The 19,629-nt window shown below is 46.6% G+C and carries 12 protein-coding genes; 9 read left to right on the top strand and 3 right to left on the bottom strand.

The annotated features are described in order from the left end of the window. Positions 1-428 precede the first annotated feature (428 nt). The 7 genes from BWD42_RS04555 (at position 429) to BWD42_RS24625 (ending at position 14,149) form a co-directional block, all read left to right on the top strand. On the top strand, positions 429-3,290 hold the full coding sequence (locus BWD42_RS04555) for a TIM-barrel domain-containing protein (RefSeq protein WP_254846170.1): 2,862 nt from the start codon (positions 429-431) through the stop codon (positions 3,288-3,290). Between the two features lie 29 nt (positions 3,291-3,319). Beyond that, the gene (locus BWD42_RS04550) at positions 3,320-6,457 is read left to right on the top strand and encodes a SusC/RagA family TonB-linked outer membrane protein (protein WP_077433567.1); all 3,138 of its coding nucleotides are present in this window, start codon (positions 3,320-3,322) and stop codon (positions 6,455-6,457) included. 12 nt (positions 6,458-6,469) lie between these two features. Beyond that, positions 6,470-8,098, top strand: coding sequence for a RagB/SusD family nutrient uptake outer membrane protein (locus BWD42_RS04545; protein ID WP_077433565.1), 1,629 nt, complete (start codon positions 6,470-6,472; stop codon positions 8,096-8,098). A 51-nt stretch (positions 8,099-8,149) separates the two neighbouring features. After that, positions 8,150-9,085 (top strand): hypothetical protein, encoded by a 936-nt coding sequence (locus BWD42_RS04540; RefSeq protein WP_077433563.1) that lies wholly within the window; start codon positions 8,150-8,152, stop codon positions 9,083-9,085. A 10-nt stretch (positions 9,086-9,095) separates the two neighbouring features. Continuing rightward, positions 9,096-10,715: a glycoside hydrolase family 43 protein gene (locus tag BWD42_RS04535; protein ID WP_254846169.1), complete on the top strand. Its 1,620-nt coding sequence runs from the start codon at positions 9,096-9,098 to the stop codon at positions 10,713-10,715. Positions 10,716-10,718: 3 nt separating this feature from the next. Further along, positions 10,719-13,190: a glycoside hydrolase family 2 gene (locus tag BWD42_RS04530; protein WP_077433559.1), complete on the top strand. Its 2,472-nt coding sequence runs from the start codon at positions 10,719-10,721 to the stop codon at positions 13,188-13,190. Between the two features lie 815 nt (positions 13,191-14,005). After that, complete coding sequence (locus tag BWD42_RS24625; protein WP_175991952.1) at positions 14,006-14,149, top strand: hypothetical protein; 144 nt, start codon at positions 14,006-14,008, stop codon at positions 14,147-14,149. 112 nt (positions 14,150-14,261) lie between these two features. On the opposite strand, the gene BWD42_RS04525 is transcribed toward BWD42_RS24625, so the two are convergent. Then, complete coding sequence (locus BWD42_RS04525) at positions 14,262-14,660, bottom strand: hypothetical protein (RefSeq protein ID WP_077433557.1); 399 nt, start codon at positions 14,658-14,660, stop codon at positions 14,262-14,264. A gap of 144 nt (positions 14,661-14,804) precedes the next feature. Between BWD42_RS04525 and BWD42_RS04520 the strand changes: the two genes are divergently transcribed. Next, positions 14,805-15,548 (top strand): FISUMP domain-containing protein, encoded by a 744-nt coding sequence (locus tag BWD42_RS04520; protein ID WP_077433555.1) that lies wholly within the window; start codon positions 14,805-14,807, stop codon positions 15,546-15,548. An 86-nt stretch (positions 15,549-15,634) separates the two neighbouring features. Here BWD42_RS04520 and BWD42_RS04515 read toward each other — a convergent pair whose 3' ends face one another. Then, the gene (locus BWD42_RS04515; RefSeq protein ID WP_077433553.1) at positions 15,635-16,237 is read right to left on the bottom strand and encodes a DUF4142 domain-containing protein; all 603 of its coding nucleotides are present in this window, start codon (positions 16,235-16,237) and stop codon (positions 15,635-15,637) included. A gap of 88 nt (positions 16,238-16,325) precedes the next feature. Continuing rightward, positions 16,326-18,662 carry a hypothetical protein gene (locus BWD42_RS04510; RefSeq protein ID WP_077433551.1) on the bottom strand — a complete coding sequence of 779 codons (2,337 nt, stop codon included), beginning with the start codon at positions 18,660-18,662 and terminating at the stop codon, positions 16,326-16,328. Positions 18,663-18,874: 212 nt separating this feature from the next. Here BWD42_RS04510 and BWD42_RS04505 point away from each other — a divergent pair, with 212 nt between their 5' ends. Beyond that, the gene (locus BWD42_RS04505) at positions 18,875-19,588 is read left to right on the top strand and encodes a YoaK family protein (RefSeq protein ID WP_077433549.1); all 714 of its coding nucleotides are present in this window, start codon (positions 18,875-18,877) and stop codon (positions 19,586-19,588) included. Positions 19,589-19,629: the final 41 nt, after the last annotated feature.

Below are 19,629 nucleotides of genomic sequence, written 5' to 3'. Positions count from 1 at the left end.
CGCTGCTATAATGTTTTCGCTGATTTATCAATAATGGTCGAGTCGATCCACTATTTTATGTTCTCCAAATTCGGAAGACAAGTATGAATAAGCTGGATCAACGATCCATGCAGCCCATACAGCATATCAATTATCCATGGCTGCAATCGCTTATGAAGTGCAACTCGGCAATCCAAAATAATTCAGCAAATAAATTTTAAATTCGCTTTCACAACTTTATTTCCATTTCCATGTAACCTCCTTTAAAGCAGATAATTAAAATATAGTATATTCCGTTTTTCCGCTCGCATGTTAACAAATCACCCCCTAAAAGTGAACAAATCATAACCTTAAGACAACCGGTTGCACTTTATATTTGACTTGTTCTTTCACTACGAAAGCACAAGCAATAACCAAGGGAATACAATAACCAATAAATCTTTATTTACATGCGCAACATAACGTATGCTTTAAGTGGTCTGATGTTCTTTACGATGATGCATCAAGCATCTGCACAAGCTCAGAAAGCTCAGTTTGAAAAAACCACCACCGGTATGAAGGTCAGCTTCAAAAATTCCGCGACCTCGATTGATCAGGACGTCTATCTCGATGCTATTACGGATAAAATCATACGGGTAACGGCAGTGCCTGCTGGCTCTGGATTTCCGAAACAGCAGCACCTGGTGATCGTAGACTCCTTGCACCGGCAGCTGAAATCATTTGCTGCCAGATCGACAGACTCAACGGCCACGATACAGACAGCGGATCTCCAGGCCATTGTTTCGTTGAGCAGCGGTAAAGTAGAATTCTATGACTTAAATGGCCGCCCCATTTTAAAGGAAGCAAAACGAAATTCCGGTTCCTTTACTCCGGGTAGCTATAATGGCGATGCTTTTTACCAGATCAACCAGGATTTTATGGTTCAGGCGGAGGAGGGGATCTATGGGCTAGGACAGCATCAAAATGCGGTCATGAATTATAACCGGGGAAAACAGGTCACGCTGCTGCAGTACAATACCGAAATCGGCATTCCGTTTTTGCTATCCACCAACAACTATGGTCTGCTCTGGCATAATTACTCGATCACCAAAGCCGGGGATGTACGCCCATTATTACCGCTGAATGCATTTAAGCTCTCGTCTGTGGAGGGGGAGCAAGGCTGGCTCACGGCTACTTATATGAACCGCAATACCGACTCGGTATACCTTTCGCGTCCGGAATCGATCATCGATTATGGCTATTTAACGGACCAGCACAAGTTTCCCAAAGAGATCAAACTTGCGGATACAAAGGTGGTTTATGAAGGTACGCTTGCCTCGCCCTATGCCGGCAGGCATATCCTGCACTTCAAATATTCGGGATACATGAAGGTATGGATAGATGGTCAGCTCGTCGCCGACCGCTGGCGACAGTCCTGGAATGCTGGCACTTTTGAGCTTGAAAAAGACCTGGAGAAAGATCAGCCGCACCGGATCCGGATGGAATGGATCCCAGATGGCAGCGAGTCTTATTTTACCCTAAACTGGCAGAGCCCAATTCCCGCTACACGGCAGAACCTCTTTTCATTTAATTCCGAAGCTGGAGATGCAATTGACTATTACTTTGTGCATGGTGGATCCATGGACGATGTCATCAGCGGTTACCGGCATTTGTCAGGTAAGGCACCGATTATGCCGGTCTGGAGTTTCGGTTTTTGGCAAAGCCGCGAGCGCTACAAAACGCAGGCAGAAATTGAAAAGGTGGCCACGGAATTCCGCAAACGGAAAATTCCAATTGACAATATTGTCCAGGACTGGTCGTATTGGTCAGAAAACGACTGGGGAAGTCAACAATTTGACTTAAACCGCTTTCCGGATCCGAAAGCGATGGTGAAGAACCTACACGAACAAAATCTGAAGATCATGATTTCCGCCTGGCCAAAAATAAATGAAGAATCGCGTGTATACCAGGAGTTTAAAACCAATAAATGGATTTACCCACGGAATATTTACGATGGCCGCAAGGACTGGATCGGGAAGGGTTATACCTCTACATTTTATGATCCTTTTAACCAGGGAGCGCGGGATGCCTTCTGGAAGTTATTGGACAACAACTTATTTAAAATAGGCATCGACGCCTGGTGGATGGATGCAAGTGAACCGGATATCCATTCCAATATCGATCTGGATGAACGCAAAGCTGTTTTTCAGCCCAGCATCGGTTCCTCTGTACGCTATTATAATGCCTTTCCGCTTCAAAATGCGAAGGGTATTTACGAGGGGCAGCGCGCCACAGAACCCAATAAGCGGGTGTTTATCCTGACTCGTTCATTTTTTGCCGGGCAGCAGCGCTATGCCGCTGCCGCCTGGAGCGGAGATATCGCATCCCGATGGCACGATATGAAGGACCAGATCGCGGGCGGAATAAATTTCTCCATGTCCGGCACACCATATTGGACAATGGATGCGGGTGGATTCCTCGTCGAAAACAGGTTTCATAAGCCCAATGCGGTGGATCTTGAAGAATGGCGTGAGCTCAATAGTCGCTGGTATCAATATGCTGCGTTCTTGCCTCTGTTCCGGGCGCATGGCCAGTTCCCGTTCCGCGAGCCTTATCACATCGCTCCTGCGGAGCACCCTGCCTACAGGAGCATGCTTTATGCAATCAATCTGCGCTATAAAATGCTGGCCTATAACTACAGCCTGGCGGCAAAGACCTTTTTCGAGGATTATACGATGATCCGTGGACTGGCCATGGACTTTCCGCTGGATAAAGCAGGATTTGACCGTAATGATCAGTACCTATGGGGACCATCTTTATTGGTGAGCCCCGTCACGGAAAAAGGTGCACGAAGCCGCAAAATACATTTTCCACAGGGCGCCGACTGGTATGACCTATATAGCGGCAAGAAAGTCAGGGGCGGCCAGGATCTCCTGGTAGATGCGCCATACGAGCGTATCCCAGTGTATGCAAAAGCCGGTGCGATCGTTCCGATCGGTCAGGAGCTGCAATACAGCACGGAGAAAAAGCAGACTGTCCTGGACCTCTATATCTATGCCGGTGCTGATGGCCAGTTCTCGTTGTATGAAGATGAAGGCGATAATTATAACTACGAAAAAGGAAAATACAGCTGCATTGATATCCGCTATGATAACAGGACGCAAACCTTGTCCCTGGCCGACCGCAAAGGGGAGTTTGAGGGTATGCTACATAGCAGAAAATTCAATATCATCTTCGTCAGCGACAGTAATGCAGTTGGGATCGACAGTAATACTAAAAAATCAAGGACAGTATCTTATCAGGGTAAAGCCTTACAGGTTAAATTAAAATAAAAGTAAAACCAATTTATAAATCAAATCATATGATAAGCAAACAATTGTTGAGCAGGGGTGTGGCTGTGGTAGTCATGACCGGCATGACCTCGCTGGTCTGGGCACAGTCCTTTACGGGGTCCGTTGTTTCCGCTGATTCTGGCTTGCCGATCGGGGGCGCAAGCATTAAAGTAAAGAATCAGAAGATTTCAACAAGTACGGACGAATCGGGTAAGTTTTCATTGCAGGCCGCAAAAGGAAGCGTGCTGACGATCTCTTACGTAGGTTACAAAACGCAAGAAATTACAGTCGCCGGAGCGAATGGTATCATTCGCCTGCAGCCCAGTACTTCGGATCTGGAAGAGGTGGTAGTCATCGGCTATGGTGTGCAGAAGAAAAAGCTAAATACCGGGGCGAATCTGAAGGTAGAAGGCGAGGAACTGCAGAAACGGAATCAGCTGAATCCCTTGCAGTCCCTTCAGGGGCAGGCTCCGGGCGTCTCCATTACTTCCACCTCCGGTCAGCCCGGAGCGGATATGAAGGTCGTCGTCCGCGGCTTAGGGACAATTGGCAATTCGGGCCCACTTTATGTCATTGATGGGGTGCCAGGCGGTGATATTTCGGTATTGAACGCGGCAGATATCCAGTCGATCGATGTTTTAAAAGACGCCGCTTCGGCAGCGATATACGGTTCGCAGGCAGCCAACGGTGTAGTCCTGGTGACCACCAAGATGGGTGCTGCCGGTAAAAGCCAGCTGTCTTTTGACGGATATACCGGTATTCAAAATGTATCACGCAAAGCACAACTACTAAATGCCCATCAGTATAAAACAATCATGAATGAGCAGTCCCTCAATTCAGGTGCTGCTGCCATTGATTTTGATGGAATGGCCGGACTGGCCAATACCAGCTGGTTGGATTACATGTTCAAGGACAATGCGAAAATGGACAATTACAATGTGGCCCTCACCGGTGGTTCGGAAAAATCCACCTATGCCTTGTCGATGAACTATATCAGTCAGGAGGGGATCGTTGGTGGTAAGGATGTATCCAATTACGAACGCTATGGCTTCCGGACAAATTCAGAACATAAACTGTTCGATAATTTTGTGAAAATCGGGCAGCACCTCAATTTCAACTACATTAAAAATCGGGGAATCGGTGTTGGCAACCAATACAACAATACCTTACGCGGAGCTTTTACTACATCGCCGCTGTCACCCGTTTATTCGGACAACGGACTATATGGCAGCCCCTTCAACGATACGTCCAACTCGCCCTGGTACAATGGGGACAGCAATCCTTATGGCGTGATGATGACCAATTCGAATAATAGCAACGATGGCCAGAAATTACTGGCCGATATTTTTGCCGAGATCGAACCGCTCAAAGGGCTAAAAGTACGCTCTTTATTGGGATTCAACTATTATGCTTCGGAATACCGGAGTTTTACACCCTTATACCGTTTTTCCATTTATACGTACAACCAGGACCATACCACTACGTCCCAGAATATGAGCAAGGGACATACATTGACCTGGACCAATACCGCTTCCTATGATTTTGATATCCAGACGGATCACCGCTTTTCGGCCATGATCGGGATGGAATCATTGCGGTATCAGGGTACTTACCTTTCGGGCTCAAACTGGAACCTGCTTTCGCAGTTCAATGATTTTGCGCATGCCTATCTGGACAACACAACAGGTCAGGCACATCTGGATGAAAAAGGCAATGTGGTCGAGACGCGTACCGTGTCAGGAAAACCCGAGAATGTCACCCGACGGGTTTCCTACTTCGGCCGGTTAGGATACAATTACAAAGAGAAATACCTGTTTAATGCCACCCTTCGGGCCGATGCCTCCTCCAAATTTTCACGTAGCAACCGTTGGGGCTATTTCCCTTCGGTTTCAGCAGGTTGGGTAATCTCTTCGGAAGATTTTTTCCAGGAGAACCTGCCGGGCATCAACTTCTTTAAATTGCGGGCATCCTGGGGACAGGTGGGCAATCAGGATATTGCTGATTTCCAGTATGCCGCACCGATCAGTACCTCAACCGGTATCACTTCATCCAATCCGGGAGCCCATTATGTATTCGGTACCAGCAACAACAATATTGCCGGCGCTTATCCGAGCCGCCTGTCCAATCCCAATCTGACCTGGGAGACCTCCGAGCAAACAAATATTGGATTTGATGCTAAATTCGCGCAGAGCCGGCTAGATGTCGTCGCTGACTTTTATGTCAAAAAGACGAAAGACTGGCTGGTAACAGCTCCGGTGCTGGCGACTACAGGTACGCTGCCACCTTTTATCAATGGCGGTGATGTGAAAAATACGGGAGTCGAGCTCGGGCTGAACTGGGCAGATAAAGTGAATGAGCTTAAGTACCGTCTGGGCGTAAATGGGGCTTACAACAAAAATAAAGTGGGTAAGATCCCAACCGAAGACGGTATTATCCACGGCCAGACAGCCATGTTATATGATAATTCAGAGGAATTTTACCGTGCCGCCAATGGACAGCCCATCGGTTATTTCTGGGGCTACAACACCGCGGGATTGTTCCAGAACCAGGCTGAAATCGACGCCTGGAAAAATGCTGGGAAGGGCATTCTGCAGGCAGATGTCAAGCCCGGTGATGTAAAATATGTAGACCAGAATGCTGATGGCATTATCAACGCCGCCGACAAAACAAATCTTGGTGTGGGCATGCCTAATTTTACCTATGGATTTAATATCGGACTGGATTACAAAGGATTTGATTTCTCCGTTAATGCTTACGGATCGTTGGGTAATAAGATTGTACAGTCTTACCGTAATCATACCAATAAGCAGGCGAACTATACCACCCGCATCCTGGACCGTTGGACGGGTGAAGGTACTTCCAATACCATACCGCGTGTGACCGAAACAAACGTCAACTGGCAGTTTTCGGATTTATACATCCAGGATGGCGACTTCCTACGGATTAGCAATGTCACCCTGGGTTATGATCTTTCCAAACTGATCCGGTGGAAATACGCCAATCAGATCCGTTTCTATGTACAGGGGCAGAACCTATTCACCTTTACAAAATATGATGGAATGGATCCGGAGATCGGATATGGTACAGATGGTTGGGTATCGGGTATCGATCTGGGCTATTACCCTAGACCCCGGACGGTATTATTTGGTTTAAATGTTAAATTCTAAAATCGAGAAATCATGAAAAAAATGGGTTATATCTCTTATTCAATGCTATTGGGATCGCTGTTACTGGGGTCCTGTTCATCCAGTTTCCTTGATGTTGAACCGATGACAAGTGTCTTGGAGAGCAACTTTTATAAAACGGTTGCGGATGCTGAGATGGCGCTGGTCGGTTGTTATGACGGCTACCAACGGACAACCTCCAACGGGAGCCAAGCTTTTTATATTACCTCAGAAGTCGCCTCGGATAACTGTTTCGGTGGTACCGGAACAACAGATGGCCGTGGTTTCCAGGCCATAGACCGCTTTGATATCGGACAGTCCCAATCGGACAACAATATTTTTGATGGGACATGGTCAGACTACTATTCGGGTATATTTAGATGTAATACGCTGCTGGGAAAGTTAGATGGCACAGATTTTTCGGGCAATACTACGGCACGCGCACGGATCGAAGGTGAAACCCGGTTCCTGCGGGCAGTCCTCTATTTCGATTTGGTGCGTCTCTTTGAGAACATACCACTGCTGACCAGCCCCACGAGCGATAATATTCCACAATCAGATCCAAAGGAAGTGTATAAGCTGATTGTTTCGGATCTCAAATTTGCTGCAAGTAGTATCCCTGCCGATGCTTATCCAAAATCGGCTGCCGCAAGCAACGATGGCCGGGCAACGCCGTTTGCAGCAAAAGCACTACTGGCACGGGTTTACCTCTTTTATTCCGGTTATTATGCCGCCGAAGATATTGGCGTATCCAAAGCCGAGGCGCTGGCAGGACTGGAAGAGGTGATCAAAAGCGGCCAATTTGCACTGGTTGCTGACTTTAAAAACCTTTGGCCGGCATCAAGTTATCTTCCCAATGCTGCCGACAATACATTGGATATTTCCAAGTACGCAGGTAAAGGGAACTCCGAAGTGGTATTTGCACAGAAATTTAACAATACATCGGATTACGAAGGTCATATTGATGGCAACCGCTGGGTCGTTTTCTTGGGCTTGAGAGGGAAAAGCTGGTCACCCTATGGCCAGGGATGGGGTGCCTGTACCGTAAGCAAAAACTTCTTTAATGCCTTCGATAACAACGATACCAGAAAAACAGCTTCCATTATCGATATCGATGGAGAGAAAATACCGGATTTTAATCTGAAAGACCAGCGTGAATACACGGGCTATGCGATCAAAAAATATGCACCGACAGCATTGCCGGATGGCACCACAAACACAGGTGGAGATAAAGATATGCAATTGTCCCAGGATCAGGATTACTTTGTGATCCGCTATGCAGACGTGTTGCTAATGGCGGCCGAACTGGGGTCGCCCAATGCCCAGCAATATTTTGACCAGGTGCGCAAGCGGGCCTATAAAACAAATTTCGTCGCATTGCCCGTCTCAAAAAGTAATATCCTGAAAGAGCGGAATTTCGAATTTGCCTTTGAAGGCATCCGTTATTGGGATGTGCTGCGCCAGGGTATCAATAATGCAGCCGCGATCATAGAAACTTCCGAAGATGTGCTTAGTGGTTCGGCTCCCGACAAAGTTGTTATCACAAAAAGCAAATTCTTAACCACCCGTGGCTTTATGCAGATTCCCAATAAGCAGATCACGCTGTCAAATGGAGTACTGAAACAAAATGCAGGATGGAATTAATGAAGAGTACTGCTAAAAGGTCGCTTGGTTTAACGATATAAATCTATATACATGAAAAAGATAATACACTATGTCATCGCCCTCATTGTGCTGATGACGATGGTCGGAGCTTGTTCTCCAGAAAAATATGCACTAGGGGAGATCGACCTCAGTCCGGCACAGCTGACTGAAGGGAAATCGTACCGTATTGAACATGATGCAAATAATCCGAATATTGTTTATTTAACGAGTTTAATGGATCCGAAATATACCCCGCTCTGGGAACATCCCCAGGGGCGGAGCCAGGATAAAAAGGTGACCTTAAAAATGCCTTTTCCGGGAGAATATACGGTTAAGTTTGGTGTCGAAACCCGGGGGGGAGTCGTTTACGGCGAGCCAGTAAGCTTTAAGATTGACGCGATGTATGCTGAATTTATCAGTGACGAGACCTGGACATTATTGACCGGTGGCGCAGGGCAGGAGAAAACCTGGTTTCTGGATCTTGATGCGGCAGGGGTATCCCGCCATTTTAAAGGGCCCATGTATTTTTATGGAACGGGAGACTGGTGGGGCACAGTAAACAAGACCGGCGAACCCTTGAACAGCGACAGCTGGAGCTGGGAACCCGACTGGAAGGGCAATAGCTGGCTAATGCCCGCTGGCGACTATGGTCGTATGACTTTTGATCTCAAAGGCGGGGCCAACGTCAATGTTAACCATGCCATGCTGGGAAAAGTGCAGAAAGGTGTTTTTAATATTGACACCGAAAAGAAAACCATGCGCATGACCGGCGCTTCGCCACTGCATGGCAAACCCCAGGATGGTATCGTAGTAGACTGGGGTGATGTACGCATTATGTCACTGACCCAGAACACGATGCAGCTAGCTGTCTTAAGGGATCCTGTACTTTCGAATGAGGGTGCAGCCATGCTGACATTCAATTTTATCAGCAAGGAGTATAAGGAAAGTTTAGATCAAGCGGGATCAGAATCCGGTCCGGCCAAATAAGAGGAAAAACATGACTATAACTAACATGACTTCAAGGCACTTGACACTTCTTATCTCCACGATTTATTGCAGCTTACTATTTTTGCTGGCAGTGCCGAGCTATGCACAACCGGGCTTTAAAAACCCGGTTGTGCGGGGATTTAATCCAGATCCGAGCATCTGCCGCGTAGGCGATGATTTTTACCTCGTGACCTCTTCATTCGAATATTTTCCGGGGCTTCCGATATATCATAGCAAGGATCTGGTTAACTGGGAGCAGCTGGGGCACTGCCTAACACGGTCTTCACAGCTCAATCTACGCGGAGTACCTTCTTCGGGAGGGCTATTCGCGCCTTCAATCCGCTATCACGATGGTTTATTCTATGTCATATGTACCAATGTGTCAGACAAGGGCAATTTCTATTGCACGGCAAAAAACCCGGCTGGCCCTTGGAGCGATCCAGTCTGGGTGGATATCAAAAGCATAGATCCGGACATTTTTTGGGATGAGGACGGTAAAAGCTATTTTGTGACCCAAGGGGATGAAGGAATCCGTGTGACGGCCATTGACCTGAGTACCGGGAAGCTGACCTCCGCGGAAAAAGTGGTCTGGGCCGGAACGGGCGGGCGCTTTCCAGAAGCGCCCCATATCTACAAAAAGGATGGCTACTATTATCTGCTTTTGGGCGAAGGCGGCACAGAATATGCCCACAGTGCCAGTATCGGGCGAAGCCGCTCCATCTGGGGACCTTACGAATCCTGTCCGCTCAATCCAATTCTATCACACTCCAACCGTTTGGGACAGGGAAATCCCATTCAAGGAGTTGGGCATGCGGACTTTATCCAGGCGGCAGATGGCTCCTGGTGGACGGTATTCCTAGGTTTCCGTGTGACGCAACCGTACAGTTATTACCATATACTCGGGCGGGAGACATTTCTGGCACCGGTAAGCTGGCCTAAAGATGGCTGGCCACAGATCAACGGAAATGGAAAGATCCAGCTGGATATGGCGGTGAAGCCCCTGCCAGAAGTTTCTGTGGCAACTCCAACACAGCGCGATGAGTTTACTGCCACACAGCTGGGCTTGCAATGGCAGTATCTTCGGAATCCCGATTCGGCAAAGTACTCGCTGACCGAACGATGCGGCAGTCTCTGCCTGTACAGCAGTCCAATATCATTAAACGAAACGGAGTCGCCGTCTTTTATCGGCCGGAGGCAAACAGAGCACGATTTTCAGACCAGCGTAAAGCTTGAATTTGTTGCCGGTGCCGACGGAGAAGAAGCCGGTATAACGCTGTATCAGAACAATTCGCACCATTACGACTTTTTCCTCAAACGCAGTGGAAAGGCCTTTATCCTGCAGCTGCGTGCAAAGGCGGGATCCCTGCATTATATTGTTGCTGAAAAAGAAATCGCAGGCAACAAGATAGAACTGCGAATCAGCGGAACACCTTTAACATACACTTTTGCCTTTAAAGACCCAAAATCCGGGGACTACAGCAAACTCGCTAGTCTGGATACCCGCTATTTGAGCACAGAAGTAGCAGGCGGTTTCACGGGGGTAATGATCGGTCTCTATACGAGTGCTAACGGACAGCCAACCAAAGCGAAAGCATTTTTTGACTGGTTTGATTACCAACCATCATCTTAAGGTATGAAGCGGTTCTTTTTCTATAATTTTTTGCTAAAATTACTTGTTTGCACTCCATATGCTTGTCTGCTGAACGTCCTGGGGCTTTGGCTGACCATGACGATACCGCTGTTGGGGCAATCCCGACAGGAAATTAATTTCAATGCCGGTTGGCGGTTTACACTTGACAGTGTCGGGCAGTATAGCCAGGATTCTGGTGGTGGCAACTGGCGTCTGCTTGACCTGCCGCATGACTGGAGTATTGAGATGCCCTTCCGGGAACATAGCCCCGCCGGTAGCGGCGGGGCTTATCTGGACGGTGGCATCGGCTGGTATCAAAAATCATTTAAGCTGCCCCCGGCCTATAAAGGTCAGCGGATATTTATCGCCTTTGAAGGCGTGTATGAAAACAGCGAGGTCTGGATCAATGGTCATTTGCTGGGAAAACGGCCAAACGGTTATATCGGATTTGAATATGAACTATCGTCTTATCTATATGTCAATGGCCACGAAAATCTGCTGGCTGTTAAAGTCAACAACAATAGGCAGCCCAACTCACGTTTCTATTCGGGTTCGGGCATCTATCGTGACGTAAAGTTGATTGTCCGTAATGTGGTCAGTATCGCCACAAACAGCACTTTTATCCAAGCACAGCAGCTCAGTGAAAAACAAGCTGTGCTGAGTCTTTCGTTGGACATCGAACAGATTCCCAAACAGACTGGATCACTTTCCCTACGGACACAAATTATATCGCCCACAGGAGAAATGGTTTCCCAGGTCGAGGACATATTGGTCAAGCGCGGCTCCGGCGTCCATCCGTTCCGGCAGAAAATCGTGCTGGACAATCCGCTCTTGTGGGGAGTTGAAACACCGCGGCAGTATACAGCGAAGATCCAGCTTGTATCGGAAGGCCAAGTCCTGGATGAACAGGAAACCAAATTTGGCTTGCGCAATTTTAGCTTTGATCATCAGCAGGGATTTGTACTGAACGGAAAGCGCCTCAAGATCCGCGGAGTCTGTTTACATAGTGATCTTGGCGCCCTGGGCATGGCCTTTAACCGATCTGCAGCATTACGCCAGCTAAAGCTAATGAAAGCGATGGGTGTCAACGGTATACGCACATCCCATAATCCCGCCGCACCTGCATTTCTAGATCTATGTGATAGCCTGGGTTTTATTGTGATGAGTGAAACTTTCGATGTATGGAAAGGGCATAAGAATCCATTTGATTACCATTTGTATTGGGATAAATGGTTCGAGCGCGACTTTGCCGACCATATCAAACGGGACCGGAACCACCCCTCGCTATTCATCTGGTGCCTAGGGAATGAAGCGCAGGAACAATGGCATTCCAAGTCGGATGGGGCAGCTATTCCCAAACGCTTAGCAGCAATTGCCGACAGCCTGGATGGTACCCGCCCGACCACCATTGCCAATAATGAGCTGTCCAGCGAAAATCCGGTATTAATGAATCCGGCCGTAGATATTATAGGCTACAATTATAACCATAAGCAATGGGCCAGTTTTCCGTCAGACCATCCCGGGAAGAAGTTTATCGTAACAGAAAGCACCTCCGCATTGGAAAGTCGGGGTCAATATGATCTCGCGCCCTACGATTCTGTCCGCATGTGGCCTGAAAGATGGGATATCCCGTTCAACGGCGGCAATAGGGACAAGTCCATATCAGCTTACGACAACATTTATACCCCCTGGGGATCAAACCATCAGACCAGTCTACGTCTGATGGAGCAATATGATCATATTGCTGGAATGTATGTGTGGACGGGTTTCGATTACCTCGGCGAACCTACGCCTTATACCTGGCCTGCCCGGAGTTCATATTTCGGAATCGTCGATTTAGCAGGCTTCCCGAAAGATGTATATTATCTGTACCAAAGCGTCTGGACCGACAAGCCGGTCTTACATGTATTACCGCACTGGAACTGGAAACAGGGGGATAAAATTGATGTGGTGGTCTATTACAATCAGGCGGACCGGTTGGAACTGTATCTGAACGGTAGGAAGATCAGCGAGCAATCTAAAGATCCTAGCCGCTATGACCTTGTATTCAAAGCTGTTCCTTTTGAACCCGGGATACTTGAAGTGGTTTCCTATCGGGGAAACGAGAAAGTAATGCGCAAAACGATCCGCACAGCAGCAAAGCCATACCGTGTCAAGCTAGTTTCCGAGAAGCCCAGTGTAAATGCCGCAGACAATGAACTGGCTTATATACATGCCTACGTTGTGGACGAGTTTGATACTGTTGTTCCGGATGCGGCGCATGACATCAAGTTTAACGTTGAAGGGGAGGGCGCAAAGATTGTGGCCACAGACAATGGCAATACAACCGACCTCCGGAAATTCCAGTCCAGGGCGCGACAGGCATTTCACGGCAAAGCGCTGGCCATAATCGCCGTCAAGCATAGCGGCAAATTGATTATCAGGGCAAAAAGTGAAGGACTGATCTCCGGGAGTGTTGAACTGGACGTACAGTAGAAAAAAGCAAGTATCTCGAAACTAAGGGAAAATAGGCAACGCTTTTGCGCGATAATACTAGAGACCTTGAGCGTCCGCAAAATTAAAGAATGAATGGATTAATTAATTGTCAAATCAGTAGTTGGGAACAGGAATTTTCGGTAACAAACTCCTCTTTTTACAAAGATCGTTGGCTGATTGTGCTATTTTATAGCTTCGACTGCTGTTCGGAAACGGCTCGGCAGTGCTTCGAATGGACCACCAGGGTACTTCGACGGTTGATCGGCAATGCTTCGACTGAGCGCCGCACCGGCTTCGGAACAGCGAGGAGACAGGGTCGGGACTGCGCCGGGATTTGTTCGACTGTTCTTCGACTGCGCTTCGACTGCTGTTCGGGTATTCTTCGACTGGGCTTCGACAAACCTTCGGGAAAATGCCGATCAACCACCGAAGATTTGCCGAACAAAAGGTTAACCTGATCGTTCCCAGTCTACTGCCTGTCTACCGCTTGTCTGGGAAAGCGGCGGCCAAGCCGCCGGGCAAGAGTGCAGTGATTGTCGAACACAGCCCGAACGTTACCCAAATAACAGGGTACAGGTTAAGGGGACAGGTTAAATAAAAGAGTTTATCTCATCGTGAATTTACTTATTAAAATCATGACTAAATAAAAGGAATTATCTAGTTAATAATCTGAAAAACAATAATTTAAATTATTTCAAGAGAAAATCAGGCACGCCCGACAACCGTCGTTTGGCAGTACTATTGTGCCTTTTTTGAAATATGGGATACTGTAAGTCCCTGCATTTTAAATTTTTAAAAGAAACAATTAGATCAAAATGAAAACAAAACAAGAAGAGAAAGCTGTTTATGTAATACCGGTCATCAACAGCTACCGAGTTGAAATGGAAGAAGGCATAGCTGCGGGATCGGGTGCGGGATCGCTTAGCGTAGAAGAAGAAAACAATAGCGGCGAATTATAGGCTTGCTGCAAAATGAAAACAAGAACAGGCATTCCAAAATTGGAATGCCTGTTTCATTGTTAAAGGTGAGCTATCTGCAGCTCCTCAGTTTACGACTGCACAGTACAGCTAATTAATTGCTTAGGGAAACCTGTGCACTCAGCGTTGTTCCCGTTGAAGGTGTACTTTCTTTGACCACCTTGCCATCGATCAGGATCTGCGCTTTAAGGGTAGAGGTCTGCGACAGGCCATTTGCACTGGCGGTGACCATGGCCATGGCCTTGTTTTCGACCGTAGCTTCCTTCTCCCAGGTGGAACCGAAATCACCGGTAGCACTCGCCGGATTACTGCCACTGTAATAAACTACCGTATTAATCTTGGTATCACTTGACCCAATAATTTTGTAGGTCACTTTGACGGATCCCCCACCTTGTGTACCGTCCTCATCTTTGCTGCAGCCAGCACATAAAAACAATGCGCCCACAGCTAATCCAAACAGGAGCATCAAGCCCTTTTTCTCTAGTCCTTTCATTCTTTTAAAATTTAAAAATCCAAATGGTATTCTAATGAGTCAAAATTGCGGATTAAAAGATTTAGATAAATAGCAGAAATCAGTGAAAAGATGGTAGTATAGTGATAATTGTTAGGACAATTCACATCTATCCATCTATCTTTCATGTTTTGTCCTGTAAATTATTGGAATGATCCTATAAAAACACAGAATCCGCTGGACAGCCTAAGTATTACACCCGGAGTGAAGTACAACCTCAATCTTTCGATTATCCCTAATGATACCTACCTGACTTATCAGGGGCAATCCGCCGCGCGTATCAATGGGCTCATCTGGATGCGTCATAATCTGGGGGCAAACTACAACCTTGATCCGGACCAAAATCCTTCGGTGAGCGGCTTGCACGGCAACTATTATCAATGGGGACGGAAAGCTGTTGCTGCTACGGCAAGTACAGCGCCAAGGACAATCAGCCCTTGGAACAGGCAAAGTTCAGCTGATAACGCATGGAATTCAGGGACAGAAACAGCGCCTACGAAGACGGCAAATGATCCATGCCCTTCGGGATATCGGATACCTACTGAGCGCGAAATAGCCATGTTGGATGATGGAGTGACAAATCTCAATATTGGCAACTGGTCGGAATCGTCAAGCAACTACTCAGCCGCCCGGGTATTTAAGAGCAACCGAAATGCGAATGTACGCTTAACATTTCCAATCGCAGGCAATAGGCGCTTCGATAATGGCGCCTTAGCCAGAAGAGGTCTTGAGGGTTATTATTGGTCGAGCCGGATTTTAAATAACAGGGTTCGTCATATTAAAATTGTTCAGGATCAAAATACGGCGATCGAAGACAGCAGTTTTGACAGAGACTGGGCCTTTCCGCTCCGCTGTATCGCAGAGCGATAATAATAACACAATCCCGAAAACACAACATCCAAAGCTTTCCCGACGGAAAGCTTTGGATGTTAATACACAATAGCGCATGCAGATGGCTATTGATCCAATTTATCTTTTATTTTTTTACTGTGTTCCAGATGGGTGCGCAGCGTTGGCAGGGTTTTATCCACAAATGCTTTTAATTCAGCATCTTTTAGATTTTTACTGGCATCCTCAAAAAGCTTGACATCTTTTTCGTGATCTTCGACCATCTCCGTTATATAGGCTTTATCAAATTCCCTTCCGGTCTTTTTGGCCAGTTCGTCCTTCATGTTTTGTTGATCTGTGCCGAGTGTCGCCGGAACGATAATGTTCTTTGCCTGGGCAAGCGTTGTCAGTTCGTCGTTGGCTTTGGAGTGGTCTTTGACCATCATCTCGCCAAAGGCTTTAACATCTGCATGCTTACCTTTTTCCTGCGCCAGCTTTCCGAGCTCCACTTCGGCCATACCGCCATTTGCTGCTTCCGTCACAAATTTGGCATCGTCTTCACTCACGGCGAGAGGCGTGGTCGCTACCGAATCGCTGTCCATGTGCTCGGGCGCCTTTGCTTCATTGGCGCTATCCGCGGTTTCCTTACTGTCCTGCTTCGCGCCGCCGCCACAGCTGTGTAGTGCTACAACCGAACATGCAATCGCTAGGGTCAAAAATATTCTTTTCATATGCTTATGCGTTTTGTTTGGATGGTGAACAGCGCCCAAAGCAGTATGGTTCGAAAAATATGCAAAAAATGGCGGCGCCCCTGTATACCTAACGCTTATGCTGCACAGTGAATCCAACGCGAAGAGCTTTAAGGCCGATCAGCCCCTGCAGGTCCTCAACCTCGAATTTTTCGATGTCCGCATCCAGTAAACCTTTGTGCTGAAGCAGGTTGATATAGCCCAGGTATTCTGTTTCTTCATAGGCATGGGAATACACAATAACCAGTTTTCCTTTCTGGGTAATACGTTCTGTCGAACCTTTGATCTTGGCTTTGTCGATCCGTTTTTTGGCGATTTCATAGCGCACATTGTAGGACCCGTCAATATCAAACTGCTTCTCATCCATTTTGAAACGGATGGAGATCGGTGTTGCAAAAACCAGGATCAGCGATGTTACCTCCAGCTGATGGGGCAGTGTGGGCTGCAGTACCCTAAACTGGGCTTCCATTTCGCACATCACCTGCAACTGCCATAAGCGCAGGTTTTTAAGGTAGTAGAGGTCAAAGTTCTTGTCGGGGGCTATCGAAGCGCCGATATACATGTTGTGTTCTATACCGTCCGTTTTATAGCGCTCATAATAATGCGGAAAATAGTCCTGTGCCTCGGTCTGTTTCTCATCGAGCACCGTGACCAGCTTTTTATTGATCAGTGTGATCGAGTTGTCGTAGTCCTGACGTGCTTCATAAAAGCCGCCTATGGCCGGATTTACCCGATCAAAATAGGCATCAATAGCTGCTACAACAGCGCTGTTTTTGTTATTTTTCCGAAAGTTATCCAGGATAGGGTGTACATCGAGATTAAAATGATCGAGGATGACCTGTTCGGTATCCGTGGACAGGGAATGGTCAAGCGTATCCAGATTCCGTTGCAGGTCAAAGACTTTCTGTTCAAACAGGGGCAAACTGTGCTGCTGGTTGATTGCGATGAAAAGTGCAATCAGGTCAGTTGCCTGATTGACGAGATCTTGTTTAATGGTCTGGTTTCTGGATTCCGAGGAGCCCTGTACATCAATCTGCCCATAGAGCGGATAGACATGTTCAAACACGATTTCCTGTAGGGTATAATCCTTTCCAAAGGCCCTGTCATTGAGATAATGGATCGCCTCCTCCTGGAAACGCCATTTGACGCTTGGATGGATCGACGTATATTCTTTTTGGATAATGGCCTCAATCTGGTTTTCTATTTCAGAAAATGCCTTGGCTACTTTGTCCTTTATAAAAGGCAGGATAAAATTGAGCTTATTGGCATTGACCGAATTCAGCGCACGCACCCTGGTGGAGGACATCTCCAATATACCTAGGACTTTATTGTCCTGGATCAGGGGGGCGAAGATAAAACTCTTCACCTTTTGCTGTTTTAGTTTATTGATAAAAAATGTTTTCTTCGGGTCTACCGTGGGCAATTGATCAATATCCGGGACCACCAGCAGTTCTTCCCTGGTCAGCAGGCTTTCCAAGGTCTCACTGCAGAGCATTTCTTCACACTCCGCAATGGTCGAATCGTACAGGAGATGGCTGTATAGCTGTTTTTCGACAATACGCAGATTGAACTCTTCCTTGACTTTCTCAAATGAAGTAAGCCCGATCCGCAGGTCATTTATTTTATAGATGGACCTGAAAATATCCTGGATTTCTTCCAGCTGAACAGCCTTATCATCATCGGCGCGCAAGAGGTTACTTTTGAAGCTCGATACCGCATTTTCTGTTGTCGCATCGAAAAGGGTCATAATGGAGAAGCCTTTCAGTATCCAGCTCTGCTCCGGAAATTTGGATTTCCACAACGCAATATCCGAAAAGTTGTCAATCAGTTCGGTAATATCCTCTGGGGAAAGCGGTACTGCCTGTTCTGTGGGGATAATATCCATGAAATCGGCATTGAACAAGACACGGTAATGATGCATGATGTTGTCTTTATCCGGAATATCCAAAAATAAGGGAGTATCCATGGCATCCACTTTAACGCCGTAATATTGACTGATAATCATACAGCAATTCAGAATATAATAGCTGTCGGCAGTCACATCCCTAAAGTTAAAATCATACTGATCGCCGGCAGCCTGTAAGATATGCTCTAAGCGCTCGGTATGGTTAAAGGTATATACATAGAAAGGAATCGTAATGGCCTTGATTTCATTGCGCGTGAGTGCAATAGGAAACAGGTCCGCCAAAAGAACTTTGATGATTGGTTCATAGGACGGCAGCTCTGCGGCATTTTCGATCCCCGAGATCAATGCCGGATATTTATTGATTTCTTCCAGCAGGGCTTTCGCATAGGTAGCCCGGAAATCGACTTCGGACAAAGCCATATCTTCAAATGATTTTATAATCTTATGGAAAGCGATCAGTGTCTTAAAAGGGCTGGATTTAAATGTGAAGCTAAATTGCATAGCGCTTGTTTCTGACTAAATTAGATTGTTGTTGGAGGTTATACAAATGTATGAAATAATCAGGGATTGAATAGCAAAAATCGCGGTAAACATCTCTTTTTGAGATAAAGTTTTCCATTTATTGTATTTCGTTAATTAAAAAAGTAAATTCGGTCTATCGCTTAGGCAATAGCAAAGATCGTTTCAATAAAATAAGAGGTGAAAACAACATTATGTTCAGGCATCGAGATAAGGGACGGAATTATATCCACAATGTGCAATTAGCTGCATTGTTGTCAACAGTAGCCGGTATAGTGAATATCGTGGGCGTACTTTCCTTTAAAACATTGACAACAAATGTTACTGGCCACTTTGCCTTTTTTTCGGAGGAGCTCTATCGCAATAATTATCTATTTGCCATTCTGAGTATGCTGTATGTTATTTCCTTTTTACTGGGCGCATTTGTTGCCAATACGACCATGGAGCTCACGTCCAGAGGGAGGTTACATTTTTCGTATAGTCTGCCCATCATAATTGAAATTGGTTTACTTCTATTTGTGTCATTTTTTAATTTCCCCGTGTTCAACAGCGCTGTTTGGTTATCCTGTACACTTTTGCTCACCATGGGATTGCAAAACGCCCTGGTCACCAAGATATCTGGATCTGTCGTCCGCACCACCCATTTAACAGGTTTGTTTACGGATCTAGGAATTGAGCTGTCCCAGCTAATTTTCTATAAAAAAACAAATGAACGCAAGCGTTTAAAAGGAGCGATTCTACTTAAAACAATTATCATTGGTGGATTTTTCTTTGGTGGTATCTTAGGCGCATTTATATACAGCTGGTGGGAGAAAAAGACCTTATTATTGCCGGTAATCATATTGCTGATCGCACTTAGTTTTGACCGTTTATTACTCGGGTTTTATAGGCTCAGTCGCAGGCAATAGGATCAGGTGGATAAAGCAGCCAAAACTCCCAACAGCGCAAA

Origin of the sequence: Sphingobacterium sp. CZ-UAM (assembly GCF_002000245.1) — a bacterium.
Classification (GTDB): Bacteria; Bacteroidota; Bacteroidia; order Sphingobacteriales; family Sphingobacteriaceae; genus Sphingobacterium.
The sequence above is the reverse complement of the archived record's forward strand: the minus strand, read 5'-3'. Positions and strand labels throughout refer to the sequence as shown.

Excerpts from the sequence above, each read along its gene's own strand:
- BWD42_RS04550 (WP_077433567.1), top strand. The coding sequence starts at position 3,320 with ATGATAAGCAAACAATTGTTGAGCAGGGGTGTGGCTGTGGTAGTCATG.
- BWD42_RS04555 (WP_254846170.1), top strand. The coding sequence starts at position 429 with ATGCGCAACATAACGTATGCTTTAAGTGGTCTGATGTTCTTTACGATG.
- BWD42_RS04520 (WP_077433555.1), top strand. The coding sequence starts at position 14,805 with ATGTTTTGTCCTGTAAATTATTGGAATGATCCTATAAAAACACAGAAT.
- BWD42_RS04515 (WP_077433553.1), bottom strand. The coding sequence starts at position 16,237 with ATGAAAAGAATATTTTTGACCCTAGCGATTGCATGTTCGGTTGTAGCA.
- BWD42_RS04530 (WP_077433559.1), top strand. The coding sequence starts at position 10,719 with ATGAAGCGGTTCTTTTTCTATAATTTTTTGCTAAAATTACTTGTTTGC.
- BWD42_RS04525 (WP_077433557.1), bottom strand. The coding sequence starts at position 14,660 with ATGAAAGGACTAGAGAAAAAGGGCTTGATGCTCCTGTTTGGATTAGCT.
- BWD42_RS04545 (WP_077433565.1), top strand. The coding sequence starts at position 6,470 with ATGAAAAAAATGGGTTATATCTCTTATTCAATGCTATTGGGATCGCTG.
- BWD42_RS04540 (WP_077433563.1), top strand. The coding sequence starts at position 8,150 with ATGAAAAAGATAATACACTATGTCATCGCCCTCATTGTGCTGATGACG.
- BWD42_RS24625 (WP_175991952.1), top strand. The coding sequence starts at position 14,006 with ATGAAAACAAAACAAGAAGAGAAAGCTGTTTATGTAATACCGGTCATC.
- BWD42_RS04535 (WP_254846169.1), top strand. The coding sequence starts at position 9,096 with ATGACTATAACTAACATGACTTCAAGGCACTTGACACTTCTTATCTCC.
- BWD42_RS04510 (WP_077433551.1), bottom strand. The coding sequence starts at position 18,662 with ATGCAATTTAGCTTCACATTTAAATCCAGCCCTTTTAAGACACTGATC.
- BWD42_RS04505 (WP_077433549.1), top strand. The coding sequence starts at position 18,875 with ATGTTCAGGCATCGAGATAAGGGACGGAATTATATCCACAATGTGCAA.